At 67.4% G+C, this 25,673-nt stretch carries 25 protein-coding genes; 9 read left to right on the forward strand and 16 right to left on the reverse strand.

Going from position 1 to position 25,673, the window contains the following annotated elements:
• Positions 1-34: 34 nt before the first annotated feature.
• From QXZ94_RS19555 to QXZ94_RS19575, 5 genes are all read right to left on the reverse strand, one after another.
• The gene (locus QXZ94_RS19555; RefSeq protein WP_315721783.1) at positions 35-3,265 is read right to left on the reverse strand and encodes an adenylate/guanylate cyclase domain-containing protein; all 3,231 of its coding nucleotides are present in this window, start codon (positions 3,263-3,265) and stop codon (positions 35-37) included.
• Positions 3,266-3,439: 174 nt separating this feature from the next.
• On the reverse strand, positions 3,440-4,723 hold the full coding sequence (purD, locus tag QXZ94_RS19560; RefSeq protein ID WP_315721784.1) for a phosphoribosylamine--glycine ligase: 1,284 nt from the start codon (positions 4,721-4,723) through the stop codon (positions 3,440-3,442).
• Between the two features lie 71 nt (positions 4,724-4,794).
• Positions 4,795-5,109 (reverse strand): transcriptional regulator, encoded by a 315-nt coding sequence (locus QXZ94_RS19565; protein WP_315721785.1) that lies wholly within the window; start codon positions 5,107-5,109, stop codon positions 4,795-4,797.
• Between the two features lie 4 nt (positions 5,110-5,113).
• Positions 5,114-5,662, reverse strand: a complete 549-nt coding sequence (locus QXZ94_RS19570; protein WP_315721786.1) for a hypothetical protein — start codon at positions 5,660-5,662, stop codon at positions 5,114-5,116.
• Between the two features lie 13 nt (positions 5,663-5,675).
• A complete protein-coding gene (locus tag QXZ94_RS19575; protein ID WP_315726389.1) occupies positions 5,676-6,599 on the reverse strand; it encodes an alpha/beta hydrolase in 924 nt (307 codons plus the stop codon).
• A gap of 199 nt (positions 6,600-6,798) precedes the next feature.
• On the opposite strand from QXZ94_RS19575, the gene xseA reads away from it, so the two are divergent.
• Positions 6,799-8,415: an exodeoxyribonuclease VII large subunit gene (gene xseA, locus QXZ94_RS19580; protein ID WP_315721787.1), complete on the forward strand. Its 1,617-nt coding sequence runs from the start codon at positions 6,799-6,801 to the stop codon at positions 8,413-8,415.
• 7 nt (positions 8,416-8,422) lie between these two features.
• Here the strand turns inward: xseA and QXZ94_RS19585 are convergent, their stop codons facing one another.
• Positions 8,423-9,253: a dienelactone hydrolase family protein gene (locus QXZ94_RS19585; RefSeq protein WP_315721788.1), complete on the reverse strand. Its 831-nt coding sequence runs from the start codon at positions 9,251-9,253 to the stop codon at positions 8,423-8,425.
• Positions 9,254-9,436: 183 nt separating this feature from the next.
• On the opposite strand from QXZ94_RS19585, the gene QXZ94_RS19590 reads away from it, so the two are divergent.
• Positions 9,437-9,664 (forward strand): DUF2093 domain-containing protein, encoded by a 228-nt coding sequence (locus QXZ94_RS19590; protein ID WP_172112467.1) that lies wholly within the window; start codon positions 9,437-9,439, stop codon positions 9,662-9,664.
• On the opposite strand, the gene lpxK is transcribed toward QXZ94_RS19590, so the two are convergent.
• From lpxK to QXZ94_RS19620, 6 genes are read right to left on the reverse strand one after another with little or no spacing between them, the layout of a single operon-like run.
• Positions 9,634-10,668, reverse strand: a complete 1,035-nt coding sequence (lpxK, locus tag QXZ94_RS19595) for a tetraacyldisaccharide 4'-kinase (protein ID WP_315721789.1) — start codon at positions 10,666-10,668, stop codon at positions 9,634-9,636. The two genes, QXZ94_RS19590 and lpxK, sit on opposite strands and share 31 nt — an antisense overlap.
• On the reverse strand, positions 10,661-11,968 hold the full coding sequence (locus QXZ94_RS19600) for a 3-deoxy-D-manno-octulosonic acid transferase (RefSeq protein WP_315721790.1): 1,308 nt from the start codon (positions 11,966-11,968) through the stop codon (positions 10,661-10,663). Before QXZ94_RS19600 ends, lpxK begins: the two co-directional genes overlap by 8 nt.
• A complete protein-coding gene (locus tag QXZ94_RS19605) occupies positions 11,961-12,698 on the reverse strand; it encodes a lysophospholipid acyltransferase family protein (protein ID WP_315721791.1) in 738 nt (245 codons plus the stop codon). Before QXZ94_RS19605 ends, QXZ94_RS19600 begins: the two co-directional genes overlap by 8 nt.
• Before the next feature lie 17 nt (positions 12,699-12,715).
• Positions 12,716-12,955: a DUF4170 domain-containing protein gene (locus QXZ94_RS19610; RefSeq protein ID WP_008961403.1), complete on the reverse strand. Its 240-nt coding sequence runs from the start codon at positions 12,953-12,955 to the stop codon at positions 12,716-12,718.
• Positions 12,956-13,015: 60 nt separating this feature from the next.
• Complete coding sequence (locus tag QXZ94_RS19615) at positions 13,016-13,762, reverse strand: 3'(2'),5'-bisphosphate nucleotidase CysQ (protein ID WP_409998758.1); 747 nt, start codon at positions 13,760-13,762, stop codon at positions 13,016-13,018.
• 58 nt (positions 13,763-13,820) lie between these two features.
• Positions 13,821-15,212 (reverse strand): TldD/PmbA family protein, encoded by a 1,392-nt coding sequence (locus QXZ94_RS19620; protein WP_315721793.1) that lies wholly within the window; start codon positions 15,210-15,212, stop codon positions 13,821-13,823.
• A gap of 284 nt (positions 15,213-15,496) precedes the next feature.
• On the opposite strand from QXZ94_RS19620, the gene QXZ94_RS19625 reads away from it, so the two are divergent.
• Positions 15,497-16,021 (forward strand): DUF6101 family protein, encoded by a 525-nt coding sequence (locus tag QXZ94_RS19625; protein WP_315721794.1) that lies wholly within the window; start codon positions 15,497-15,499, stop codon positions 16,019-16,021.
• On the opposite strand, the gene ubiA is transcribed toward QXZ94_RS19625, so the two are convergent.
• The 3 genes from ubiA to QXZ94_RS19640 all read right to left on the reverse strand — a co-directional run bounded on the left by ubiA (position 16,022) and on the right by QXZ94_RS19640 (position 18,361).
• Entirely contained in the window at positions 16,022-16,954 is a 933-nt protein-coding gene (ubiA, locus tag QXZ94_RS19630; protein WP_315721795.1) for a 4-hydroxybenzoate octaprenyltransferase, read from the reverse strand.
• Positions 16,951-17,622, reverse strand: coding sequence for a hypothetical protein (locus tag QXZ94_RS19635; RefSeq protein WP_315721796.1), 672 nt, complete (start codon positions 17,620-17,622; stop codon positions 16,951-16,953). The genes ubiA and QXZ94_RS19635 overlap by 4 nt, the downstream gene beginning before the upstream one ends.
• A gap of 253 nt (positions 17,623-17,875) precedes the next feature.
• On the reverse strand, positions 17,876-18,361 hold the full coding sequence (locus QXZ94_RS19640; RefSeq protein WP_315721797.1) for a hypothetical protein: 486 nt from the start codon (positions 18,359-18,361) through the stop codon (positions 17,876-17,878).
• 238 nt (positions 18,362-18,599) lie between these two features.
• Here QXZ94_RS19640 and QXZ94_RS19645 point away from each other — a divergent pair, with 238 nt between their 5' ends.
• The 6 genes from QXZ94_RS19645 (at position 18,600) to QXZ94_RS19670 (ending at position 24,532) form a co-directional block, all read left to right on the forward strand.
• Complete coding sequence (locus QXZ94_RS19645) at positions 18,600-19,346, forward strand: 16S rRNA (uracil(1498)-N(3))-methyltransferase (protein WP_315721798.1); 747 nt, start codon at positions 18,600-18,602, stop codon at positions 19,344-19,346.
• 120 nt (positions 19,347-19,466) lie between these two features.
• The gene (locus tag QXZ94_RS19650) at positions 19,467-20,627 is read left to right on the forward strand and encodes an ATP phosphoribosyltransferase regulatory subunit (RefSeq protein ID WP_315721799.1); all 1,161 of its coding nucleotides are present in this window, start codon (positions 19,467-19,469) and stop codon (positions 20,625-20,627) included.
• The gene (gene hisG / locus QXZ94_RS19655; RefSeq protein WP_315721800.1) at positions 20,624-21,601 is read left to right on the forward strand and encodes an ATP phosphoribosyltransferase; all 978 of its coding nucleotides are present in this window, start codon (positions 20,624-20,626) and stop codon (positions 21,599-21,601) included. Before QXZ94_RS19650 ends, hisG begins: the two co-directional genes overlap by 4 nt.
• 71 nt (positions 21,602-21,672) lie before the next feature.
• The gene (locus QXZ94_RS19660; RefSeq protein ID WP_315721801.1) at positions 21,673-22,716 is read left to right on the forward strand and encodes a glycosyltransferase family 2 protein; all 1,044 of its coding nucleotides are present in this window, start codon (positions 21,673-21,675) and stop codon (positions 22,714-22,716) included.
• Positions 22,713-23,555, forward strand: coding sequence for a ChbG/HpnK family deacetylase (locus QXZ94_RS19665; RefSeq protein ID WP_315721802.1), 843 nt, complete (start codon positions 22,713-22,715; stop codon positions 23,553-23,555). The genes QXZ94_RS19660 and QXZ94_RS19665 overlap by 4 nt, the downstream gene beginning before the upstream one ends.
• Positions 23,556-23,743: 188 nt before the next feature.
• Complete coding sequence (locus tag QXZ94_RS19670) at positions 23,744-24,532, forward strand: DUF2076 domain-containing protein (RefSeq protein ID WP_315721803.1); 789 nt, start codon at positions 23,744-23,746, stop codon at positions 24,530-24,532.
• A 93-nt stretch (positions 24,533-24,625) separates the two neighbouring features.
• Here QXZ94_RS19670 and QXZ94_RS19675 read toward each other — a convergent pair whose 3' ends face one another.
• Positions 24,626-25,411, reverse strand: coding sequence for a L,D-transpeptidase (locus QXZ94_RS19675; RefSeq protein WP_315721804.1), 786 nt, complete (start codon positions 25,409-25,411; stop codon positions 24,626-24,628).
• Positions 25,412-25,673 lie beyond the last annotated feature (262 nt).

A 25,673-nucleotide genomic window follows, 5' to 3' on the forward strand; every position in this document is an offset into this window, starting at 1 on the left:
AAATGATTCATGGAAAGTGGTCATACTGCACGGGTCATCTAGTACCTTCAAGGTATGATCGGCACTCTATCAACATGGGTTTGTAGATCTCGGCGCCGGAGACCTCCAGCAAGCGCTCGGCGTCGAGAAGCGATTGGAATGCCTCGGCATCATTCCGCAAATCAGAGTCCGACGCGCGGATCATACAGCGCAGCAACACGGCATGAAGCTCGCCGACGCGATCAGTCCGGCGCCGGGAAACGCTGATCGCTTCGCTCGAAACATCGAATGCGGCTTGCATGTCTCCCGCACGGTACAAAGCTTCAGCCAGGTAGCCCAACATGCGGGCTTCGAACTCCAGGCCAGCTTTGGCTCGCCTCGAATACTCGATGGCCTCGCGAAAATCATAGGCCGCATGTGTCACGTCGCCGGCCGCGACCCGAGCGATGCCGGCCCCCGCCAATGCCTGCACCCGAAGATATGGTATCCCCGATGTTTCAGCGATCTGATGCAACTCGGCGGAATGCACCGCGGCATCCTCGGCCCGGCCGCCAGATCTGGCGAACTCGATGGCGGCAAAGTGGGGAATGAAGCGCACGACGGGAGCGAGCTGTTCGGCAGGAGCCTCCAGCAGTTCAGAAAGATGAATTTCGAGCTCTTCAAGTCGCCCGAGTTGAAACAGGATCCGGGCCTTGAGGCACCGGATCCAATATCCGACGTCGAAGCCCATGATCTGATTGGGGTTAAGGCCCAGGGTCACATCGCTGTCGAAGCCGCTTTGCTGCGTGATGGCCTCCTGCGCCGTCTCGGCCGCCGCAAGTGCCTCCCGAACCCGCCCCGACAACAAATAGGCTTGCGCCAGCATGGCATTGACGGTGGCGTAGCGGCCGACGTCCCCTTCCTCCGAAGTCAGCTTGACGGCGTTCTGCATCAGGTTGACGTAATCATCGGCGGCTCCCGTCGACGCCAGCACCCGGCCATAGGCGCCGATCACCAGCGGCTCATGCATCTTGTCCGAGGAACGCGCATAGCGCAGCGCCTCCTCTGCGAATGGCTTGACCTCCTCGGCGGAAATGCCCTCGCGCCAGCCGACGTTGAGGATCTGTGCGCTGGCCAGAGCACGCAGGCGGTCGACGTGCTCCGATTGCGGCAACGCCTGAAGCATGGCGCGAATCTTCTTCCACAGCCGCAGCGCCTCGGCCGTGTTGGTGCGCCCGATCCAGCGCGCGGCGCGCTGCAGATGCTCGACGGCCTGCATGGTCTGTCCGGCAAACTCGTAATGCGAGGCGATCAGGGCTGCGAACTCGTCCTGACTGCCCCAGTCGAGCGCCTCGATCGCCTTGGCCACCGCGACATGCACGTTGCTCAGCCGCGAACGCAGCTGCATCGCATAGGCCACCTCCTGGATCAGCGGGTGGCGGAAGGCGAGCACGCCCATGTCGAACGGAGGCAAGTCGTAGAGGAGATCGGCCTGCCGCAGCTGCGCGAGCGCGTCGAAAAGCTCAGCGTCGCCCAAGCCCATCACCGGCTTGAGCACCGCCAGCGCTACCGAGCGGCCGATCACCGCGGCCGTCTCCAGCACACTCTTGGCCGCCTCGCCGAGGCGATCGATGCGCGCCGCGACGACGGCATGCACCGTGGGAGGCAGAGGAATCGGGCTGATGCCGCCCTTCAGGCGGTAGGCGCCGCGCTCGCCCTCGAAGCCGCCGCTCTCGGAAACGGCGCTGGCAAGCTCCTCGAGGAAGAACGGATTGCCCTGGGCGCGCTCGACGATGTCGCCGGCCAGAACCTCCAGTGACGGATCGTCGCCGAATACGCCGCGCAGCAATTCGCGCGCTTCCGGAGAGGCGAGCGGAACGATGTGCAGCTCGTGGAACGGCGCCCGCTGCATGAACGCCGACGCAAAGCCAGGCCTGTAGTTGACGACCAGCAGCGTCTTGGTGCCGATCGTCGCCTCGGCCAGCGCCTCGACGAACTCCTCGCTCGCCTCGTCGATCCAATGCAGATCCTCGATCAGGATCACCATGGCGCTGTCGGCAGGCGCCGAGCGAAACAGGGTCTTGAACACGTTCAACAGGCGCGTCCTGAACACGCCGGGATCGAGGCGCAGCGCCGGCCGCGTTGGGTCCGCCAGACTCATGAAGTCGAGCAGCAGGACCAGCGCCGTATCGGGAACGCCGATCGCTTCCAGCTTCTCGACGACGCGCTGTCGCGACACTTCGACCGCCTCCTTCGGCCTGATACCGAAGAAATCGCGCAGCAGCTCGAGCACGGGCTGGAACGGCGTGGCGCGGCCGTGTGCGAGCACGCGCGCCTCGTAGACGCGAATGCCCTGACGGCGGCACTGCTCCGCGAACTCGAAGCACAGACGGCTCTTGCCGATGCCAGCCTCGCCGACGATCCCGACGACGGAGCCGCGCGCCGCCAGCACGTTGTCGAGCTCGCGTTCGAGGACGTCGAGCTGGGCATTGCGGCCGATGAGCGGCAGCAGGCGCTGCCCGCTGCGGAAGACATCGCTGGCCGGCGCGTTCAGGCGGCCGATCAGTTTGTAGATCGAGACGGGAGAGGCTATTCCGCGCACCGTGTGGGTGCCGAGCGGCTCGGCTTCCACGAATTGCCTGGCGCCTGCGTAGGTCTCCTTGCTGATCAGGATGGTGCCCGGCTCGGCCATGTGCTCGAGGCGGTTGGCCAGATGGACGTTGGCGCCGGCGGCATCGTAGGTCTGGTACATGCTGTTTTCGACGACCTGGACGATCACTTCGCCGGTGTGCAGCCCGACGCGGACCTGCAGCCGCGGGTCGGCGAGGCGCGCGATCGAATCCTGCATCGCCAGGGCACCGAGACAGCCGCGGACCGCATGATCCTCATGCGGCACCGGGGCCCCGAACAGCGCCATGACGCCGTCGCCCTGGGTCTTGTTGACGACGCCGTCGTAACGGTGAACCGCCTCCTTCATGAGGTTGAGCACCGGGTCGAGCTGCTGCATGGCCAGTTCGGGATCGCCCAGGCTGTCGATCAGCTGGGTCGAATCGCGAATGTCCGCAAACAGGATGGTGAGACGCTTGCGTTCACCGCCCTTGCTGCTCAGCGTCCTCAGGACGCGTTGCGCGGCCTGGTCGGGCGGAGCCAGCCGGCCCGGCAGCGGTGAGCCGCATTGGCCGCAGAAGCGATTCGACGGGCTGTTCGTCTGACTGCACGCCTCACATTTGAGGCCGAGCGGCTCGCCGCAGAGTTCGCACGCGGCTCTCCCTGGCAAATTCTGCTTCCCGCATCGCGCGCATTCCATGGCCACTCCGTTCCCCAGCGGAACTGACTCATCCCATCACAACAGGGGGACTATGGAACTGCCACAATTTTCGCGGGAAACATAGCCTGAAGGATGGGCCCAAGATGGTCTCGAGATGGCACGAAGACCGGATCGACATCGGCAACTCTCATTGCGCGCCCTTCATGCCGCCTTTCAGCCCTGGCCCCGCTGTTGCTCCAGCGCCTGCCAGGCGATATCGCGGCGACAAAAACCATCGGGCCAGCGGATGCGATCGACCGCCTGGTAGGCGCGCTCCTGGGCTTCGGCGACGGTCTTTCCGGAGGCGCAAACGTTCAGCACACGACCGCCATTGGCAAGAATCGCACCGTCCTTCGCCACGGTGCCAGCATGGAATATCTCCACGCCTTCGACTCGCGCGGCCTCGTCCAGACCTTCGATGACGCTGCCTTTCTCATAGTCGCCTGGATAGCCCTTCGCCGCCATGACCACGGTGACGGCGGCGTCAGGGAACCAGCGCAGGTCGAAATTCTTGAGCTGCCCGTCGCAGGCGGCCAGCATCGCTGGCACCAGGTCGGACATCATGCGCAGCATGAGCACCTGGCATTCCGGATCGCCGAAGCGGACATTGTATTCGAACAGCTTCGGTCCCTGGGCCGTCAGCATCAGGCCGGCATAGAGGATGCCCTTGAACGGCGTGCCGCGCGCATTCATGCCATCGATGGTCGGCAGGATGATCCGCGTCATGATCTGGTCATGAATCTCCTGCGTCACGAACGGCGTCGGCGAATAGGCGCCCATGCCGCCGGTGTTCGGTCCCTGGTCGTGATCGAAGACCCGCTTGTGGTCCTGCGCCGAGGCCAGCGGAATGGCAGTCTCGCCGTCGCAGAGCGCGAAGAACGAGACCTCGCGGCCCTCGAGAAATTCCTCGATCACCACCTCGGCGCCCGCGACGCCGAAGCCGCCATCGAACATCATCCTGACAGCGTCCTCGGCCTCGGCCAGCGTCTTGGCAACGACGACGCCCTTGCCCGCCGCCAGGCCGTCGGCCTTCACGACGATCGGCGCGCCGTGCTCGCGGACATAGGCCAGCGCCTCCGGGGCGTTGTCGAAGCGGCTATAGGCGCCGGTTGGAATGCCGTATTCGGCGCAGAGATCCTTGGTGAAGCCCTTGGAGCCTTCGAGCTGCGCCGCGAGCCTGCTCGGCCCGAAGATCTTGATCCCGGCGGCGCTCACATCATCGACGATGCCGGCGGCCAGCGGCGTCTCCGGCCCGACCACCACGAGATCGACCTTGTTCGCCCGGCAGAACTCGATGACCGCCGCATGATTGGCCACGTCGAGCGCGACGCACTCGGCCTCTTTGGCGATTCCCGCATTGCCTGGGGCGCACCACAGCTTGGTGAGCAGTGGGGAACCGGCCATCTTCCAGGCGAGAGCGTGCTCGCGGCCGCCGGAGCCAATGAGGAGAATGTTCATGGTCGATGCCGTCGCAGAGGGGTGGGCCGATTTGGAGGCCCCAATTGCCCGGCCCTCGCAACAGAGTCAAATCATGGCTCGGGCGGCTTTGCGGCGGCTCCGGCGATGATCTCCTGCAGGCCCGCCACATGGCGGGCAAAGGCGGCCCTGCCGGAAGCGGCCAGCACCACCGTGGTCTGCGGCTTCTTGCCGACGAAGGCCTTGTCCACGGTGACGTAGCCGGCGCGGGCCAGCGTCTCGATATGAGCGCCGAGATTGCCGTCGGTCGCCCCCGTCAGCTTCTTCAGCCGGACGAATTCGAGGCCCGTGCCGGCAGGCAGCGCATTCAGGGCGGCCATGATCTTGAGCCGCAGCGGCTGATGGATGATCTCGTCGAGCTCGGCCAACGCGTCAGCTCCGCCGCATCCAGAGCCCGCAGACGATCAGCCCGACGCCGTTGACGACAGCCATCCACAGCGGAAACGCGACGCCGACATAGAGGTGGCCGATCAGGGTCAGCGCGGTGACGCACAGCCCGAACACCGTGAATGCGATGCCGAACCACAGGCCGGCGAGGCCGTAGAACAGCATGAAATAGACCGGCCAGAACGCGCCCATCTCCCGCGGTCCGAAATGGCCAATGGTCTCGACGAAGAAGCCGAACGCAAAGAACATGACGAAGGCGAGCAGCGCGCGCAGATCGAAGCTACGCACGCCGGAGCGGGCCTTCTCCATTGCACCCAGCAGGACCGATCCGCCGATGCCCAGCAGATAGACCGCGAGCCAGGCCTTCTCGGCGTAGACCGGCGTCAGATAGGTGACGAGATTGCCGGCAAAGACCAAAGCGCCCCACAGGATCATCAGCAGGCTGGCGAGCCTGTAGATCTGCGACTGGCGCACGCGCCGGGTGACGTCCTCGATCTCGCTCAGCGCACGCGCCGCTTCCAGGCTGTCGATCATGCGGATTGAACCTCTAGCGCGTGGCCACATCCTCGGCGATCGCACTGACGGCCTGCGGCGCAGACACGATCTCCATGTGATTGACGCCAGCGATCAGCTTGACGTCAACCGCGGGCGCGACCGCATGCACGGCGTCGGCATATTTGTCGGCCAGCATCAGTTCGTCGGCAGCGCCGGCGATCACGCTCACCGGGTGCTTCGCGGCGGTGAGATCGGCCTTGTAGCCGGCGGTCGCGAAATTGCGCAGCAGGCGGTAGCTGTAGGTCGAGGCGACGTATTTTTCCGCGTTCGGCCTGACCGCAAAGGCCAGCGCGGGCAGCGCCTCGCAGCACGGCAGACCGACGCGGCTCAGAAATGCCAAAGCGAGAATGCGCGGAATGTCGGGGCTGGCCCAGCCGCCCGAATTGTCGCGATTGGTCGGCGCATCGTAGCCGAGATAGGGCGCGAGCAGCACGGTGCGCGCGAACAGATCCTGGATCGGTGCGCCGGCGGCACGCAACGCGAAGCCGCCGCCCGCCGAATGCCCGAGCAGCACGATCGGCTGGGCCGGCACCGACCTCCGGACCTCCGCGACGAGATCCGCAAGGTCATCCTCGAGTTGGCCGAAATAGCCGATGTCGCCGCGGGTGCCGGAGCCGCCATGGCCGCGAATGTCGGGCGCGAAGGTCTCGACGCCCCGCGCCGCCAATCCGTCGGCCAGGGCATGCACGGCCACGCTGGAGCCGGAGGAGCCGTGCACCAGGATCGCAACCTTGCCCACCGCCGACGCCCGAGCCGGGTAATGTCGATAGGCCAGCTCGGTACCGTCGCGAGCGCTGAAGCGCTGCAAGGCCGGCATGGTGCTGCGGTCGACCCGGGCGACGGTCTCCGAGATCGACTTCAGCTCGGGCGGATGCACCAGAGGCGTACCGATCATCGCGGCCAGAACCAGGGCCACCGCCCCAGCCAGACCAAGCCCCCAGCCCAAGAGCCGACGAAGGATCTTGACGCCTCTCCACATCGCTTCCGCTCCCCCAACTCTCGATTCTTTAGAGTACTCTGTATAACAGAGTTATCGAAAAGGCAACCGCTCGATTGGCGGTGAGCGCGGAAAGCCCCTACCTTGGCGGCTGCTCCCCCAACCGAATCAGCCAGCGATGCCGCCTGCGGAAGCCCTGCCCAACGCGCCCGAATTCACCGTCTCCGAGCTGTCCTCCGCGCTGAAACGCACGGTCGAGGACCAGTTCGGCCACGTCCGGGTACGCGGCGAGATCACCGGTTTTCGCGGGCCGCACTCGTCGGGCCATTGCTATTTCGCGCTCAAGGACGAGAGCGCCAAGATCGAGGCGGTGATCTGGAAGGGCGTGCATGGTCGCATGCGCTTCAAGCCCCAGGAGGGGCTCGAGGTCATCGCGACCGGCAAGCTCACCACCTACCCGAACTCGTCGAAGTATCAGATCGTCATCGAGGCGCTGGAGCCGGCCGGCATTGGCGCGCTGATGGCGCTGATGGAGGAGCGCAAGCGCAAGCTCGGGGCCGAGGGGCTGTTCGATCCGGCGCGCAAGCAGCTGCTGCCGTGGCTTCCCGAGGTGATCGGCGTCGTCACCTCGCCGACCGGCGCGGTCATCCGCGACATCCTGCACCGGCTCGAGGACCGCTTTCCCCGCCGCGTGCTGGTGTGGCCCGTCAAGGTGCAGGGCGATGGCTCGGCCGAGCAGGTCGCGGCCGCGATCCGCGGCTTCAATGACCTGCCGGAGGACGGTCCCATCCCTCGCCCCGACGTGCTGATCGTCGCGCGCGGCGGCGGCTCGCTGGAGGATCTCTGGTCGTTCAACGAGGAGATCGTGGTCCGCGCCGCGGCGGACAGCATGATCCCGCTGATCTCGGCGGTCGGCCACGAGACCGACGTGACGCTGATCGACTTCGCGGCCGACAAGCGCGCGCCGACGCCGACGGCTGCCGCAGAAATGGCCGTCCCCGTCCGCAGCGAGCTGATGCAGGAGGTCGCGAGTCTGGCGCGCCGCGTCGGCGTCTGCTGGCAGCGCAGCCAGGAGAGCCGCCGCAACGAGCTGCGCGCCGCAGCGCGAGCGCTGCCCGGCGCGGCTGAGCTGCTGGCGATCCCGAGACAGCGGCTGGACTCGGCGGCCGCAAGCCTGCCGCGCGCGCTCAAGACCAACACGCATGTCCATTTCCGCCAGTTCGCGGCGGCCAGCGCCAAGCTCACCTTGCGCGTGCTGCACGGGCAGATCGCACAGGCCGATCACCGCCTCGTCGTGTCCTCCGAGCGGCTGTCGCTGTCCGCACGGGCCTTGTTGCATCGGCGGCGCGAACGCTTCGACGCCCTCGATGCCCGCTTCAAGGCCTCGCGTCTTGCCTATGCACAGGCCAAGCGGCAGGCGATCGCGCGCGAGCGCGACCGCACCGAGCGGCTGGCCGACCGTGCCAGCCGTGCGCTGACGACGTCGATCTCGCGGCTCTCGGCGCGCGTCGACCATGCCGGCCAGCTGCTGACCGCGTTGTCCTATCGCAGCGTGCTCGCGCGGGGCTTTGCACTGGTGCGCGACGAGGCCGGTCACCCGCTGCATCAGGCGGCGAGCATCGGGCCGAACGCCGCACTGTCGATCGAGTTCGCCGATGGCGTCGTCGCAGCGACAGCCGGTGCCGAACGCCCTGCGCCATCAGCAGCGCCGGCGGCACCGAAGCCGGCGCGCGAAGGCAAACCGGCGAGCTCGAAGCGCACGCCCGATCCCGCCGATCAGGGCAGCCTGTTCTGAGGACGCGTCAGCGCGCCAGCCAGTCCGACACCAGCTTCCGCGCATCGGCGCGCGCTTCGGGATCGGAGCCGACATGGCCACGCTCCGGCGCGGCCGCATCGGCGCCGGCCACCTGATGAAACGGCAGATTGATGCGGTCGAAATCGTGATAGGCGCCGGGATAGACGACGATGCGCGTCAGCGCGCTGCGGCCGCGGGCGCCGTCGATCATCTGCCGGCAAGCCGGCGGCGAATAGACGTCATCCAGACCGCCGATCAGGATCAAGGTCGGGACGCGTGCGCTCCAGCCGAGTCCCGATGAGGCGCGGCAATCCGGATAGAAGGCGACAGCCGAACGAAAGTCCGGCGAGACATGCTCCGGCAATTGCGGCCGCACCGCCCATAGCAGCGCGCTGGCGCCGCTGGCCCAGCCGACCAGGCTGATGCGGTCCGGCATGGCCCAGGACTGCTGGGTCAGCCATTTCTGCGCGATCACGATATCGGCGACCCGCTCCCGGCGTCCGCTGATGCGCCGGTCCTTGACGCGGCACTGCGGTCCCAGCCCGCGCGAGGCGTAGCTGTCCGGCAGCAGCACCGCCTTGCCGTCCTTGACCAGGTCCGCGGCCCAGTCCCGATAGCGGGGCTGCACGGGGTCGGAGCGTCCGGCCAGGCCACCGCACCCATGCAGCGCGATCACCGTCGGGAACGGTCCCGGCCCGTTCGGCCTGTAGAGCTGCGCATGCAGCACATAGCCGCCGGACGGAATCTCGATGGCAATCGGTCCCGGCAGCGACCCGGCAGAGGCCGGGAATGCCGTGGCGCAGAGCAGGGAGACGACGACGGCGACGAGGGAGCGCATCAAACCAGCCGGGCGGGACGAGCGGCGGACAGAATGAAATCTAGCTAGCACGGAGCATCTCGCCGAAGCATCACAAATCAGTGGGTTTGCGGAAGCGACAGGGGGCCCCATCTATGCTAGGAAACCGCTCCGAAATGGCGGTGTCGTGCGTCTGTTGGCGCGCGTGGATTGGAGATTGCGGACGTGCTCAACAAGTTCGGTCCCTCGGGTCAGGGGGAAGCGCAGGTGCAGTATCTGGACGGTGATTTCCGCGTGATCTCGCCAGGAAGCTACGTGCGCTGCGCCGTGACCGATGCACGCATCCCGCTCGACGAGCTGAAATATTGGAGCGTCGACCTGCAGGAAGCCTACGCGCTGCCGAGCGCGGTGCTGCAGCGGCATTATCCGGGCGCCCTGAAGGCGGGTGGCTGAGACATCCGTGCGGTGGAAAGCCGCTGCGTGACCAAGCTGCGCAGCGCCGGCAGGTCGCTGAACTCCAGCGTGACCGGGAATGCCGTGATCGCCAAGTCGCGTTGCTCCGCCCCGCTGACGCGCAGCCGCGCGAAATCCTTCTCCGTCGTCACGAGGCTGAGCCCATCGCGCTTCGCGGCCTTGACCAGGGCCCCGATATCGTCCGCCGTGAACGGATGATGATCGGCAAACGCCTGCTCGGCCTTGATGTCGAGCCCGCTGGCACGCAGGGTCCGGAAGAAGCGCTGGGGATCGCCGATGCCGGCAAAGGCCAGGATCGGCCGCCCCATCAGTGCCGCCACGACCTGCGGATCGGGCTGCAGCCGAGCCCTGAACACCGGCTTTCCGGCTGCCGCGACGCGTGACGCAACGGCCTCGCTTGCGTTGCCTTCGCCGACCACGACGAGCGCGTCGGTGCGCGAGAGCTGCGGCGGCAGCGGCGCCCTCAGGGGCCCGCCAGGAAACACGCGGCCATTGCCGAGCCCGCGGACGCCGTCGAGCATGATCAGCGCGAGATCCTTGGCGATCGAGGGATTCTGAAAGCCGTCATCCATCAGGACGACGGACGCGCCCTGCGTCTTGACCAGCCCGATGCCTTCGGCGCGATTGCGCGACACCACCACGGGCACGCGGGCTGCCATCATCAGCGGCTCGTCACCGACATCGCCGGCGTCATGAGCGGCCGGATCGACCAGCACCGGCCCACGCAGCCGGCCGCCATAGCCGCGGCTCAGCACCACCGGCTGCTCGCCGAGCTCGCGCAGCAGATCGGTCAGCGCCAGCACGGTCGGTGTCTTGCCGGCGCCGCCGACATGGTAGTTGCCGACGCAGATCACAGGCACGCCGGCGTTAACGCCCGCCTGCATCATACGCCGCGCAGCCACGGCGCCGTAGAGCAGCGAGATCGGAGACAGCAGACGCGATTGCCAGGATCGGGGCCGATGCCAGAAGGCCGGCTCACGCATCGCCGGCGGCTCCCATCTCCAGCCTGATCTGCAGCAGATACGGCTCCAGTGCGGACATCGTCCGCTCCAGCGCGCCGCCGAGCTGATCGACGACGCCGGCGCCTGCGGCGACGAGGGCGTTGCAGGCCTCGGGCTCGGCAAGCAGCTGCCTGAGCTGCCGCACCAGCGCGTCCGGATCATGCGCGAGCCGCGCACCGGCCGCCTTGTCCAGCGCCTCGTAGACGTCCGTGAAGTTGAAGACGTGCGGTCCATGCACGATGGCGGCGCCGAGCTTCACGGCCTCGATCGGATTCTGGCCGCCATGCTCGACCAGCGAGCCGCCCATGAAGACGACAGGTGCGAGACGATAGAACAGGCCGAGCTCGCCCATCGTATCGGCGACGTAGATATCCGTTCCGGCGAGCGGCTGCTCTTCCCGCGAGCGCAAGGCGCCCTGCAAGCCCGCGCCGGCGACGAGCTCGGCGATCCCAGGACCGCGATGCGGATGACGCGGCACGATCACGGAGAGCAGCGACGGATGCGATCGACGCAAAGCCTTGTGGGCCGCAATCAGGATCTCGTCCTCGCCGGGATGGGTCGACGCCGCAACGACCACTGGGCGGCCCCGCGTCATCGCGGTGAGCCGGTCCAGCTTGGCCGGATCGGCAGGCGGGGCCGGCACGTCGAGCTTGAGATTGCCGGTGGCGACCACGTTGCGCGCGCCGAGCGCTGAAAACCGTTCGGCATCGGCCTGCGACTGCGCGAGGCAGATGTCGAAGCGGCCCAGCAGGGCGGAGATCGTGCCGGCCATGCGGCGCCAGCGCGCGAACGAGCTCGGCGACATGCGCCCGTTGATCACGACCATCGGAACCCGCCGGGAGGCACCAGCCAGGATCAGGTTGGGCCAGAGGTCGGACTCGATGAAGAGCCCGATCGAGGGACGCCAGTGATCGAGAAACCGCTCCACGAAGCGCGGCGTGTCGTAGGGCACGTATTGGTGGATCACGTCGGGCGGAAATCGCTTGGCGACGATCGCGGCCGACGTCACCGTGCCGGACGTGAGAAGGATGCGGATGTTCAGCGCGCGCAGCCGCTCGATGAGGGCCGCCGCCGCCAGCACCTCGCCGACGCTGGCGCCATGGATCCAGACCAGAGGTCCGTGCGGGCGGGTATCATGGCTGAGGCCACGCCGCTCGTCGGTCCGCTCCGGATCCTCCTTGCCATGCTTGAGCCGCTGCCTGATCAAGGCCGGCGCAAGCGGGACCGCAGCCGAGGACAACCCGCGGTAGACGCGCAGGGCCATCGGCAACGGGCTAGCCACTGGACGCTCCCGACACCGGCGGCGGACAGGCCTCGGGGCGGCCGACGATCTCGTAGGCGCGGCGCATGCATTCGTTCAGCGTCGCCTCGAGGTCGAGACGCGCCTGTTCCATCATCGCGGCGTCGGCATCACGCGGCACGTTGATTTCCTTGATTCCCACCAATGCGCCGCGGCCGAATGGCAAATTGATGGTGGTGCTGTCCCAGTTCTTCAAGCGGATGAAGCGGCTCGTGACCATTGCGAAGGGCATGATCGGACGTCCTGACTCACGCGCGAGCATGATGATGCCGAGACCCGCAATCCGCGCGCGCTTCGGCACATCGGCGGTCGATGCCACGTTATAGTTGTCTTCTAGCGCCCGCACCATCTCCTTGAACGCCCCCACCCCGCCTTTCCGGTGGAAGGAGCCGCCATGATCCCCGGAGCCGCGGATGGTTCCAATGCCGAGGCGCTCGGCCGCGATCGCATTGAACTCACCGTCGCGATGCCTGGAGATCAGCACCTTGGCGCGATAGCTCGGCTTGTTCTTGATGAAGGGGGTCAGCAGATGCTGACCGTGCCAGAACGCGAAGATCGCCGGCATCTGCGGCTCGACGATGTCGTAGACATCGCCCGGCTCATAAGTGAAGCGGTTGGTGAGCCACACCAGCCGCAGGTACTCGGCCGCGAGGAACCCGACGGCGCGCTGGAACCAGCCGCTGCGCAGCGTATTGCGGATCAGATGTTTCAAGTGGCGCGCTTTGCGTCTTACTTCGCATCCTGACCGGGATCGAGCAGCCGGTGCAGGTGGACGATGAAATAGCGCATGTGGGCGTTGTCGACCGTCATCTGCGCCTTGGCTCGCCAGGCGGCGTGGGCCGCCGCGTAGTTGGGGTAGACGCCGACGATGTCCACCTTGTCGAGATCCTTGAACTCGTTCTTGTCGAGGTTGACGAGCTCGCCGCCGATCACGAGGTGAAGGAGCTGCTGCGAGGCGCTATCTGTCATCGGGTCCGTTCCTAATCAGCGCCTTGCAGGCGACGTGGAGGGTGCAATCCCAGAGGGCATTCAGTCCGGTGGTAACCTGCGGTATTGCGCGACGATATCAGCATGTCGATCGCAGCCCGCTGCCACCAGCACCCCGTGCACCACTTCCGGACGATTATAGAGGATCGTCTCGCCGGACAACGCGGTCATTTTACCTCCCGCTTCCTGCACGATCAGATGAGCCGCTGCAAGATCCCAATCGCGGCTTTGTCCGCCTGCAAAAGCGGCATCGAGAGCGCCATGCGCGACCCGGCACAGGCGAAGCGCCAGCGAGCCGATTCTCGGGTGGAGCTCAAGCCGGGTCGAACCTGGTGCCAGCCTTTCGACCAGCGGTTTGGGACCGGCCACGCGGGAGAAATCGAGCGCGGTGCCCTGGCTGGCGCGAACGCACCGATCATTGAGCGTGGTGCCCTGCCCCTGCTCCGCGAAGAAAAATTCCTGGGTCACCGGGGCATAGACCGCGGCCAGTACCGGAGCATTGTCCTCGACCAAAGCGACGCTCACGCACCAATCGTTGCGGCTGCCGAGATAGGAGCGCGTGCCATCGATCGGATCGACGATCCAGACCCGGCGGTGACCGAGCCGGGCGCGGTCGTCGGCGCTCTCCTCGGACAGCCAGCCATAGTCGGGTGTTGCCGATCGCAGCCTGCGCTCGAGCAGCTCATTGACCGCCATGTCGGCTTCCGAGACGGGGGACGAGGCCCCCTTTGTCCATTTGCGCAGCTCGGTGCCGAACATCGCGTGCGCCAGCTCGCCGGCTTCGCGCACCGCCTGCCTCAGCAGCCCGGCATCTGCCGCCAGGCCGGTCTCACCGGATGTCTCGACCTCACCGTCCGCCAAGCGTCAACCCTTCGATGCGCACCGTCGGCGCATTGACGCCATAGCGGAATTCCAGATCGCTGGCCGGGGTCATCGACTTGAAGATCTCGAACAGGTGACCTGCGATCGTCACCTCGCTCACGGCATAGCCGATCTCGCCATTCTCGATCCAGAAGCCGGAGGCGCCGCGGCTGTAGTCGCCGGTCACGCCGTTGACGCCGGAGCCGATCAGGTCTGTGACGTAGAAGCCCTGCTTGATGTCGGAGATGAGCTCCTTGGCGGTCACGACTCCGGCCTCGAGATGCAGATTGAACGGACCCGGCGACGGCGACGACGACACGCCGCGATGCGCATGGCCGGTGGTCACCAGGCCGAGCTCGCGGGCGGTGCCGGAATCCAACAGCCAGGTCGTCAGCACGCCGTCATCGACCAGCGCCGTCTGCTTCACCTTCACGCCTTCGGCGTCGAACGGCTGCGAGCGCAGGCCGCGCCGGCGCAGCGGATCGTCGATGATGCGGATGCCCTTGGCGAACAGCTGCGCGCCGAGCTTGTCCTTGAGGAAGCTGGTCTTGCGCGCGATCGACGCGCCGTTGATGGCGCCGACGAGATGGCCGACCAGCGAGCCGGAGACGCGGGGATCGAAGACCACGGGCACCTGGCAGGTGGCGACCTTGCGCGGATTGGCGCGTGCCACCGCGCGCTCGCCGGCGCTGCGCCCGACGGCCGCGGGCGCCAGCAGGTCGGCGCCATGGGGCGCGGCCGTGTAGTCGTAGTCGCGCTCCATCCCGGTGCCTTCGCCCGAGATCGCCGTCGTCGAAATGCTCTGGCTCGAGCGCAGATAGGCGCCGTGAAAACCGTCGCTCGTGACCAGCACCATGCCGCCGATGCCGGCCGAGGCGGACGCGCCGCCGGACTTGGTGACGCCCTTGACCGCGACCGCCGCGGCCTCGGCCTCCTGCGCACGCCGCTCCAATTCCGCGGTCGAGGGAATTCTGGGGTCGAGCAGATCGAGCTCGGGAATATCGCGCGCCAGCAGCGCGGGATCGGCGAGCCCGACAAATTTGTCGTCGGGCGCCACGCGCGCCATCGCCACCGCCCGTTCGGCGAGCCGCGCAACGCCGTCGCCGCTGACATCGTTGGTCGACACCACGGCCTGGCGCTTGCCGACGAGCACCCGCAGGCCGACGTCGTCGCCTTCGGAACGTTCGGATTCCTCCACGCGACCGTCCCGAACCTCGACGCCTTGCGAGACGCCACGCACCGCGATCGCGTCGGCGGCATCGGCGCCGGCCTTGCGCGCGGCCTCCACGAGCCGCTCGGCAAGCGTTCTCAGGGCAGACTGATCGAGCAGATCTGATTGGGCGGAGGTCGATGATGCGGCTGAAGGGGAAGAGGTCACGAACACAATCCGATCGATGTCAGGTGGGCGGCGAAGACGGCTCAATCCAAACGAAATGTGGCCTGTTCACGCCGACTTCAAGCAGCACGGCAGACATCACATCGGATTGTCGGCAAGTCGGCAAGGTCTCGTCAATCATGCGGGGCAAGCGCTTGTCAATCATGACGGTAAGAGGGTCATGCGTGAGGTCTGATTAACCAGGCTTCTTAAGCTGATACGGGCGAGGCGCGTGGCAAGGTCTCACGCATCGACCGGGAACATAATCCCGGCGGGGAGACCAGGCCGTGAGGCGTCAAACAGCAACAGGCGGAAGCAATTCCGCTGGGTCGGGCCGCGCCCTGCGGCTCGACCCTCTTTCCCTGCCCGTCTCGTACAGCGCGCACGACACCCGTGCCGATGGCGGGATCCGGCAGATCGAATTGCACCGCGAGCGCGTGGTCCTGCGCCGTGCCGTCAGCGGCATGCGCATGGCCTTGAATCTGCGGGTCAGCGACTTCCTCGGCATCGCGCTGCGCGAGGTCGACGACACGCAGCTGATGCTGATCCTGCTTCACCGGGATCCGTCGCTGAGCATCCCGCTCTGCGTCAGCGAGGACGACGAGGAGATCGTTGCCGCCTGGGCGATGTGGAGCGAGACCTTCGCGCTCCCGCAACTCCAGGAGCCGAAGCGGGACGCCGCGCCCCGGCGTCGGCGCCGCAACGCCATCCGTTCGCGCCGCCCGCGTTTCCTGATGCGTCGCCGCGTCGGAGCCCCGCTCAATCCGGTGTCGATCCATCGTGGCGAGCGCGAGATCATCGCGCGGGACTGATCAGGTCGCGCGCAGCACGGCATCGACCAGCAGGCCGGCAAACAGCAGCAGTCCGGCATCGCGGTTCGATTTGAACAGGCGCAGGCACAGTGCGGGATCAGCGGTGTCGAGCCGTTGGATCTGCCAGCCGAGATGTGCGGCGAAACCGGCGAGGCCGAGCCACGCCGCGACATGGACATCGGCCGTGACGAACGCGGCTCCGATCAGCACGACGGCCAGCGAATAGAAGATCACGAGCGCCAGATGCGTGCGCTCGGCGAACAGTCGCGCCGTCGACTTGATGCCGATCAGCGCGTCATCCTCGGCATCCTGATGCGCATAGATCGTGTCGTAGGCGATCACCCACGAGATCGATCCCGCATAGAGCAGCAGCGCCGTGGCATCGAGCCGGCCGAAGGCGACGGCGAAGCCCATCAGCGCGCCCCAGGAGAAGGCCAGTCCGAGAACCACCTGCGGCCACCAGGTGACGCGCTTCATGAAGGGATAGATCGCGACGATCAAAAGCGAGGCGATGCCGGTCAGAATCGCAAACCGGTTGAACTGCAGCAACACGGCAAGGCCGATCAGGGCCTGGGCCACCAGGAAGGCGAGCGCCTGCTTGACGCCGACCTGACCGGCCGGAATCGGGCGGGAGCGCGTACGCTCCACCTTGGCGTCGAGATCGCGGTCGGTGATGTCGTTCCAGGTGCAGCCGGCGCCGCGCATCACGAAAGCGCCGACGAAATACAGCCCGATCCACGCCGGCAACATCGCCAGGCTGCCCGAGATTCCAGCGGCCAGCGCGGCCGACCACCAGCACGGCATCAGCAGCAACCAGGATCCGATCGGACGGTCGAAGCGGGCCAGCCGCAGATAGGGCCGGCTCCAGGCCGGCGCCAGCGTATCGACCCAGTTGCCGGTCGCGTCAGCTACGCGGACGGCGGTGTCGCTCATCGGGTGAGAACGTTGCCGGTCAGCGTATCGAAGGCCGAGCCGCCCTTCTTGCTCGTGTTCGCTTCGGGCAGTGCGGCCGACGAGCCGAGGACGTCGCTGAGGCCGGGCGCGGGGGCCGGGCCGCCGCCCTTCTGCATCTGCTCCGCGACGGTGCAGACCTTCTGCTGAATGCCTTCGGTGCCCTTGTGGTTGGTCTTCAGCTGATCGGCGATCTGGCCGGGGATGCCGCATCGCGCCGAATTGGCCTCGACGTATTTGATCATCTTGACCTCGGCCTGGCTGAAGCTCCGGAACAGCTTGCAGGCCTCGACCGGCGTGGCCTTGCGCTTGCTCGCCTCCTGGATCAGCTTGCCGCGGCGTTCGGCCTCCTCACGCAGCGGCACGAAATCCTTCATGCAGCTGTCCGACGGACCGGCCTGCTGCTGCGGCGGTGCGAAACCGCCTCCGCCGCCACCGAAGGCAGCGGGACCGGCGCTGGGGAAGGCGCCAGCGGGCGCGGCCGCCGGAGCGGCCGCGTTGCCGTTGATGGGCGGAAACGGTGAAGCGCTGCTCTGGGCCGGCGACTGTCCCGGCAACGGCGCGGGAAACGAGCTCTGCGCCGAGGCGGTCCCGGCTGAGAGCAGGACAGCGGCGGCGACGAACGGCACGAGGGGATGGCGGACGATCAAGGCTGGTTCTCCGGCAAGACCAAGAATCCTCAACACTTCCGGATGAAAGCGCGATCCGATCCGGGGCTTTTACGATTCTCGCCCGCCCAGCACAACCGCGGAGTTGACCGCCTCCGCGACGGAGGGCCGCAGCCAGAGGTTCCGTAACGGTGAGCCGCCCAGCTCCGGGTTTGCCGTCCCAGCTTCAGGCCGGGACATCCTTCATTCAACACCTCGATCGATTGCGGTGGCCGAAAAACGCCCGCGCCCGCGCTCAGGACGGCCCCGCTGATCCCCCGGTCGACGGAGACCCGGCGCCGGCATCGGGCGCGAAGTTCCAGGTGACCGTACAGACCTTGCGCATCACGGTCAGGGTGCTCTCGTGATTCGCCTTCAGCTGATCGGTGATCTTGGCGGGGATTCCGCACATCGAGGCATGGGCGACCGCAAAAGCGATCATCTTGGTCTGGGCGAGCTCGTAATCATGCACCAGCCGGCAGGCCTCGCCCGGCGCGATGCGGCGCTCGGTCGCCGCCTTGAGCAGCTTGGCCCGGCGAGCGGCCTCGTCGCGCAGCGGCGTGAACTCCTTCAGGCAGCCCTCCGGAGGGCGAAACCCGCCCGCCGTGGCCCCGCCGGGAGCCGCCGGGGTGGTCGGCTGCGGAGCCGCAACGCTCTTGTCGTCGGCCCGGGACGGCGCGCCGGATAACATGATGGCCGCGGCGAGAATCCAGAGAACCCAGGTGGAATGTCTGCTGATCACGGCTGTCTCTCCTCGCCGGGCTCAGACCCGCGGCGGGGGGCGGAGCCACGGCTCTCGGCATCGTCCCGAACCTGCGCGGGTCGAACGATCACCAGTCCTGCGGGCATCCAAACGGTAAAATCTGTCGACAGCACGGCGAAAACGGGCCATCGCCGGTGCCCCCTGCGAACCGGGTGCCGGCTATGCGGCCGGCGCCCGGTCCGGTAAGCCGTCTCCGTCCTCTCGTCACGCCCGTGCCATGCCCCAGTACGACTTCACCGCCCCGCGCCTGTTCGTCGATGCCCCCCTGCAGGAGGGTGGCGCCGTCGCGCTGGAGCGCAATCAAAGCAACTATCTCGGCAACGTGCTGCGGCTCGGCGCCGGCGATCACGTGCTGGTCTTCAACGGCCGCGACGGCGAGTGGCAGGCGGCGATCCAGGGCCGCAAGCGGCCGGACATCCTGACGATCCTGCAGCGGACCCGGCCGCAGGATCAGCTCCCGGACGTCTCCTACGTCTTCGCACCGCTCAAGCACGCGCGGCTCGATTACATCGCACAGAAGGCCGTCGAGATGGGCGCCGCCCGGCTCGTACCGGTGCTCACGCGGCACACCCAGGTGTCGCGGCTCAACGCCGAGCGCATGCGCGCCAACGTGATCGAGGCGGCCGAGCAATGCGGCATTCTCAGCCTCGCCGAGGTGAAGGACCCGGCGCCGCTGGAGCACTTCCTGCGCGAGCGCCCGGCCTCGCGCCTGCTCGTGTTCTGCGACGAGGCTGCCGAGGTCGCCGACCCGCTGCAGGCCCTGCAGCAGGCCGGCGAGCACGTTGGCATCGATCTGCTGATCGGTCCCGAGGGAGGCTTTGCTGCCGACGAGCGCGAGCTGCTGCTGCGGCAGCCGCGCGTGGTCCGGCTGGCGCTCGGGCCGCGCATCCTGCGGGCCGACACGGCCGGCGTCGCGGCGCTGGCCCTGGTCCAGGCGACCCTGGGGGATTGGCGGAGCCGTTAAGCCCGCCCTCGATTGTATCGCCCGACGCTCCCATTCAGTGTCGAAACCGTCGGGTGAGCATGCTAAGGGGCTGCCGCCGCACACAGGCGGCACGCATCCCTGATTGGAACCAAGACCGACATGACCGGACCCGCTCCGACCGGACCCGCCGCGTGGGCGGACACGCTGCTGCAATCCTTCGCGGAGGCCGGCTATACCCGCGCCGAGCCGGCGATCCTGCAGCCGGCCGAGCCTTTCCTGGACCTTTCCGGCGAGGACATCCGCAAGAGCCTGTATCTGACGACGGATGCCGGCGGCGAGGAGCTCTGCCTGCGGCCCGACCTCACCATTCCCGTCGCCCGCGACTATCTCGCGTCCGCCCGCGCCGGCCAGCCGGCCGGATTCAGCTATCTCGGCCCGGTGTTTCGTTACCGTGGAGGTCGCCCGAGCGAATTCCTGCAGGCCGGCATCGAATCGTTCGGCCGCAAGGATCATCCTGCGGCCGACGCCGAGATGCTGGCGTTGGCCATCGAAGCCACCGCAGCGGCCGGCCTCGCCGAGGTCGACATCCGCACCGGCGACGTCGCTCTGTTCACCGCCCTGATCGACGCGCTCGACCTCTATCCGGTATGGCGGCGCCGGCTGGTCAAGGACTTCAACCGCAAGCGCACGCTGGCCCAGGATCTGGAGCGGCTGGCGCTCGCCGAGGTGGCGCCGCGCAACGAGTACGAAGGCGTGCTCGCGGCGCTCGCCGGCTCCGACCGCAAGGCGGCGCTCGCACTCGTCACCGACCTGATGTCGATCGCCGGCGCCACCGCCGTCGGCGGCCGCACGGTGGCCGAGATCGCCGATCGATTCCTCGAGCAATCCACCCTGAAGAGCGGCGCCCTGCCGCGCCATGCGCTTGACCTGATCAAGCGTTTCCTCGTCATCAGCGGCAGCCCCACCGAGGCCGTGAAGCAGCTTCGCGCGCTCGCCTCCGACGCCAAGCTCGACATTTCGGCGGCGATCGATGCGCTGGAGGCGCGCACCGGCTTCATGGCCCAGCGCGGCATCGACGTCGGCAAGGTGCGCTTCGCCACGGCATTCGGCCGCGGCCTCGACTACTACACCGGCTTCGAGTTCGAGCTGCATCATCCCGGCAATGGCGACGAGCCTCTGGTCGCCGGCGGCCGCTATGACGGCCTGCTCAACCAGCTCGGCGCCGCCTCGTTCATTCCGGCCGTCGGCTTCTCGATCTGGATCGAGCGGCTGGCCCAGATCAGCGCCGCGGGCCATGCCGCGCGCGGGAGAGCATCATGAGCGGCCCCCTCGTCCTCGCCGTTCCCTCGAAGGGCCGCCTGCAGGAGAACGCGGAAGCCTTCTTCGGCCGCGCCGGGCTGAACCTGTCCAAGCCGGGCGGCGCCCGCGACTATCGCGGCACCATCTCAGGCCTCGACAATGTCGAGATCGCCTATCTGTCGGCGAGTGAGATTGCCTCGCAACTGGCGCGCGGCACCGTGCATCTCGGCGTCACCGGTGAGGACCTCGTGCGCGAGAGCATCACGGACGCCGACAAGCGCGTGCTGCTGATCGACACGCTCGGCTTCGGCGGCGCCAATGTCGTCGTCGCCGTGCCGCAGGCCTGGATCGACGTCCGCACCATGGCCGATCTCGACGACGTCACCACCGGCTTCCGCGCCCAGCACAATCGCCGCATGCGGGTTGCGACCAAATACATCAACCTGACGCGCAGCTTCTTCGCAAGCCATGGCATCGTCGACTACCGCATCGTCGAGAGCGCCGGCGCCACCGAGGGCGCGCCCGCCGTCGGCACCGCCGAGCTCATCGTCGACATCACCAGCACCGGCTCGACGCTCGCCGCCAACGGACTGAAGGTGTTGGACGACGGCGTCATCCTGCGCAGCCAGGCCAATCTCGTCGCCTCGCGCGACGCCGACTGGTCGGAGGGTCCGCGCGAGAGCGCCCGGATCATTCTCGACCACATCCATGCCCGCGCCCGCGCCAGCAAATACCGCGAGGTCCGCACCCGCTTCAAAGGGTGCGACGCAGCAATGCTGACCGAGGCGCACAATCGCTTCGGCGTGGTGGCGCCGTTCGGCGGCCCGACCTCGTCGGGCATGCTGACCCTGCACTGCCCGCCGGCGCAGATCTACGCGCTGGGCAGTTTCCTGCGCGCGCACGGCGCCGAGACCGTGTCGGTGGCGTCGCTCGACTACGTGCTCGACCGCGAGAATCCGCTGTTTGCCCGCCTCGAGGCCTTCCTGCGATCATAAATCGCCGTTCATCGTAGCGACAGGTGAGCGCGGCTACCATATGTTGGTCGGCGAACGAGGACTCCAAAGCGATGCTGGGTACTGACGTATCGGATCTGACCACGACTGCGGCCGACGCCGCGTCGCAGGGACTGTCGATCGTTATCCCCGTCTACAACGAGGGCGCGGGGCTGACGGCGCTGCATGAGCGGCTGAACGGCCTTGCCCGCATATTGCGCCAGCGCTTCGGTCTCGCCTGCGAGCTCGTCTATGTCGACGACGGCAGCCGCGACAACACGCTGGCGATCGCCCGCACCTTGCAGGCCGATGCGCTCGACGTGCAGGTGGTGTCGCTGTCGCGCAATTTTGGCAAGGAGGCGGCGCTGATGGCCGGCCTCGATCATGCCCGCCGCGGCGCCGTGCTGTTCATGGATGGCGACGGCCAGCATCCGCCGGCGCTGGTCGAGCAGCTCGTCGCACACTGGATCAAGGACGGCTACGACGTCGTCTATACGGCCAAGGCGCACCGCGACAACGAGCCGTTCCTGCGGCGCGTGGCGGTGCACGGCTTCTATTCCCTCATCAACTGGGGAGCGCGCCAGAAGATTCCCGAGGATGCCGGCGACTTCCGCCTGCTGTCGCCGCGGGCGGTCGCGGCGCTGCGCCAGCTGCCGGAGCGCAACCGCTTCTTCAAGGGCCTGGCGAGCTGGATCGGCTTCCGCCAGATCCGCGTCGACTACGAACCCGCGGCGCGCGCGCATGGCGTCACCACCTTCAATCTGACCAGCCTGCTCGGCCTGTCGATCGAAGGCCTGACCTCGTTCTCCGTGGCGCCGCTGCGCTTTGCCAGCCTGCTCGGAATCCTGCTGGCCTCGGCGGCCTTCCTGTTCGGGCTCTCCATCCTGTGGGAGACCTTCGTCAGTGGCAAATCGGTGCCCGGCTATCCCTCGCTGATGGTCGGCCTGATGACGATCGGCGGCGTGCAGCTGATCATGATCGGCATCATGGGCGAGTATATCGGCAAGATCCTGTCTGAGCTGAAGGCGCGGCCGATCTACTTCGTCGCCGAGCACAGCGAGAAGCGCGCCACGCTCGAGGCGCGCAGCGACGGCGGCGAAAGGACTGCCGCCGAATGAGCGAGGCGCCGCACCGGCGCATCTGGCTGTGCGCCGACGATTACGGCATCAGCCCCGGCGTCAACCGCGCCATCCGCGACCTGATCGCGCGCGGACGGCTGAACGCGACCTCGGTGATGACGGTGGGTGCGGCGATCGGGCGCGACGAGGTGAAGGAGCTGGTCAGCGTCGCCGCCGACAGCCCGCGCTGCGCCATCGGCCTGCACGTCACGCTCACCGCGCCGTTCCGGCCGCTGACGATGCATTTCCGGCCGTCGGAAGGCGGCATGTTCCTGCCGTTTCCAAAGCTGCTCCGCGCTGGATTGACCCGCCGGCTCGATCCCGAGCTGATCCGCGCCGAGGTCATGGTGCAGCTGACGGCGTTCGGCGAGTTGTTCGGCCGCGCGCCGGATTTCGTCGACGGCCACCAGCATGCCCAGCTCTATCCGCAGGTGCGCGAGGGCTTTCTCGCCGCCGTCAAGGACGCCGCGCCGGCGGCCTGGGTGCGCCAGGGCGGCCGCCATGCGCCGCTGACCCGGCGGCTGGCGGCGCCGAAGGCGCTGCTGCTCGACGCGCTGAGCGCGCAATTCCGCAAGCATGCAAAGCGGGCCGACATTGCATTCAACCCCGCTTTTGCCGGCGCCTACGACTTCACCAAGGCCTCCGATTTCGGGGCGTTGATGGATGGCTTCCTCGACGCGCTGCCCGAGCATGGCCTGGTGATGTGCCATCCCGGCTTCGTCGATGACGTGCTGATCGCGCTCGATCCGCTCACCAAACAGCGCGAGCAGGAGCACGCCTATCTCGCCGGCGAACATTTCCCCGCTTTGCTCTCGCGCCGCGGCGTGACGCTCGCCTGAACGGATCCGGCTCGCCGGCGACGAACAAATGCCATCTGGCGACGTTTTCACTGCGAAAGCGCCTCGCAAGTCCAACGGCGCTTTGTCGCATACCGAAATTTAATCCGCGGCCCGACTGGCCGGACCGCAAAGTCCCCCTAGATCTTGGCCGCGCTTCGCTGGAACAAGGCAAGCGGCAGGAGAACCACATGACACCGCAAGAACGCCAACTCATCGACGATCTGTTCGACCGGCTCGCCAGGTTGGAGAGTGCGCCGCGTGATGCCCAGGCTGCGGCCGCCATTTCCCAGGGGCTGCAGCAGGCCCCCAACGCCGTCTATGCGCTGGTGCAGACCGTGCTGGTGCAGGACGAAGCGCTGAAGCGCGCCAACGCCCGCATCGAGGAGCTCCAGCACGCCCAGGAGCCGCAGCAGGGCCAGTCGGGCAGCTTCCTCGATACGATGCGTGACAGCATCTTCGGCTCCGGCGGTGGTCGCGGATCGGTTCCCAACGTGCCGCCGCCCTCCTCCGGCCGGCCGGTCTGGAACAGCGGCCAGGCGCTTCCGCAGGGACAGCCGGGATATCCCCCGCAGCCCGGTCCTTACGACCAGGGCGGCTCGGGCCAGCCCCGCGGCGGCATGTTCGGCGGCGGGGGCGGCTCGTTTCTCGGGACTGCGGCGGCTGCCGCGGCCGGCATGGTCGGCGGGTCGCTGCTGCTCGGCGGCATCCGCTCGATGATGGGCGGCGGCCAGCACCAGGCCTTCGGCGACACCTCGCTCGCCGGCGGCGGCGGCAGCCCGTGGAGCGACCAGTCCAGCGGGTCGCTGGCGCGGGATGCCGGCCTCGACGACATCGGCCGCTCCGGCGACGGCGGCGGCCGCGCCGGCCTGTTCGATCAGGCGAGCTACGATGACGGCGGCAATGACGCCGACGCGGCCGATTTCGACGCCGATGACGGCTACGGCAACGATGACGACGGCGGCAGCGACTACGCCTGACGCCTCGCCCTCGCACACACCGCAACGGATCGAGAAGGCCGCCCCGTGGGGCGGCCTTGTTGCATCATGATCAGTGTCCGGACGCCGTGCGCGTCAGAGCACGATGACCCTGGTCCCGACATTCACCCGCCCATAGAGGTCGATCACGTCCTCGTTGCGCATCCGGATGCAGCCCGAGGAGACGTTGGTCCCGATCGTCCAGGGCTCGTTGGAGCCGTGGATGCGATACAGCGACGAGCCCAGATACATCGCGCGGGCGCCGAGCGGGTTCTGCGGGCCTCCCTCCATGTGGCGGGGCAAATCCGGCCGGCGCGCCAGCATCTCCGGCGGCGGCGTCCAGTCCGGCCATTCGCGCTTGGCGGAGATCGTCTTCACGCCCGACCAGGTGAAGCCGGGACGACCGACGCCGATGCCGTAGCGCATCGCGGTGCCCTGGCCCTGCACCAGATAGAGGAACTTGTTGGGCGTATCGATCACGATCGTGCCCGGCCGTTCTTTGCCGTCATAGTCAACGATCTGTTTCTCGTATTTCGGATCGAGCGGACGCTGTGTCTGCTCATACGCCTCCTCGTCCGGCGATCCCTGCTGAGGCGCGACGCCGGGCATCGACGGCTGCGCCCCGTAATATGACGGCTGCTGCTGATACATCGGCTGCGGCGGCGCACCGCGGCCGCCTTGCGGATCACCGAACAGGAATTCGATGAAGCCACCGCCCATCCGGGAGCGCTCGACATAGGCCGTGCGCACCGGCGCGCTCTGTTGCGGCGGCCCGCTATAGATGACGGTCGGCTGCTGAAATCCCTGGGCCGCGGCCCGATCCAGACCTGCATAAAGGACGCATGCGCCGGCCAGCAGCGCTGTGGGGAATGATCTGAACATCGACGTACTCTGTACTGTTTCGTCTGAAGACTGTTCGTCGCGCGAGGCAGCAATGCCGTCGCGTATCGTCAATAAAGAGCAAAACCCGATCGCTTTGGTAAACGCAGAGCCCGCCGGGATTCACCATCGCTGCAGGCGGCGGCGGTTTCGATCGCTAGCGTTTATTTTGCGTGAAGGCCGGACGTGCATGGTTAATAGCTGATGCACGGTGTGCGCGAGCGTTGCGCGTGCCCCGGTTCCTGGCGTGAACGTGATGTTAAAT

Origin of the sequence: Bradyrhizobium sp. SZCCHNS2022 (assembly GCF_032377575.1) — a bacterium.
GTDB lineage: Bacteria > Pseudomonadota > Alphaproteobacteria > Rhizobiales > Xanthobacteraceae > Bradyrhizobium > Bradyrhizobium aeschynomenes.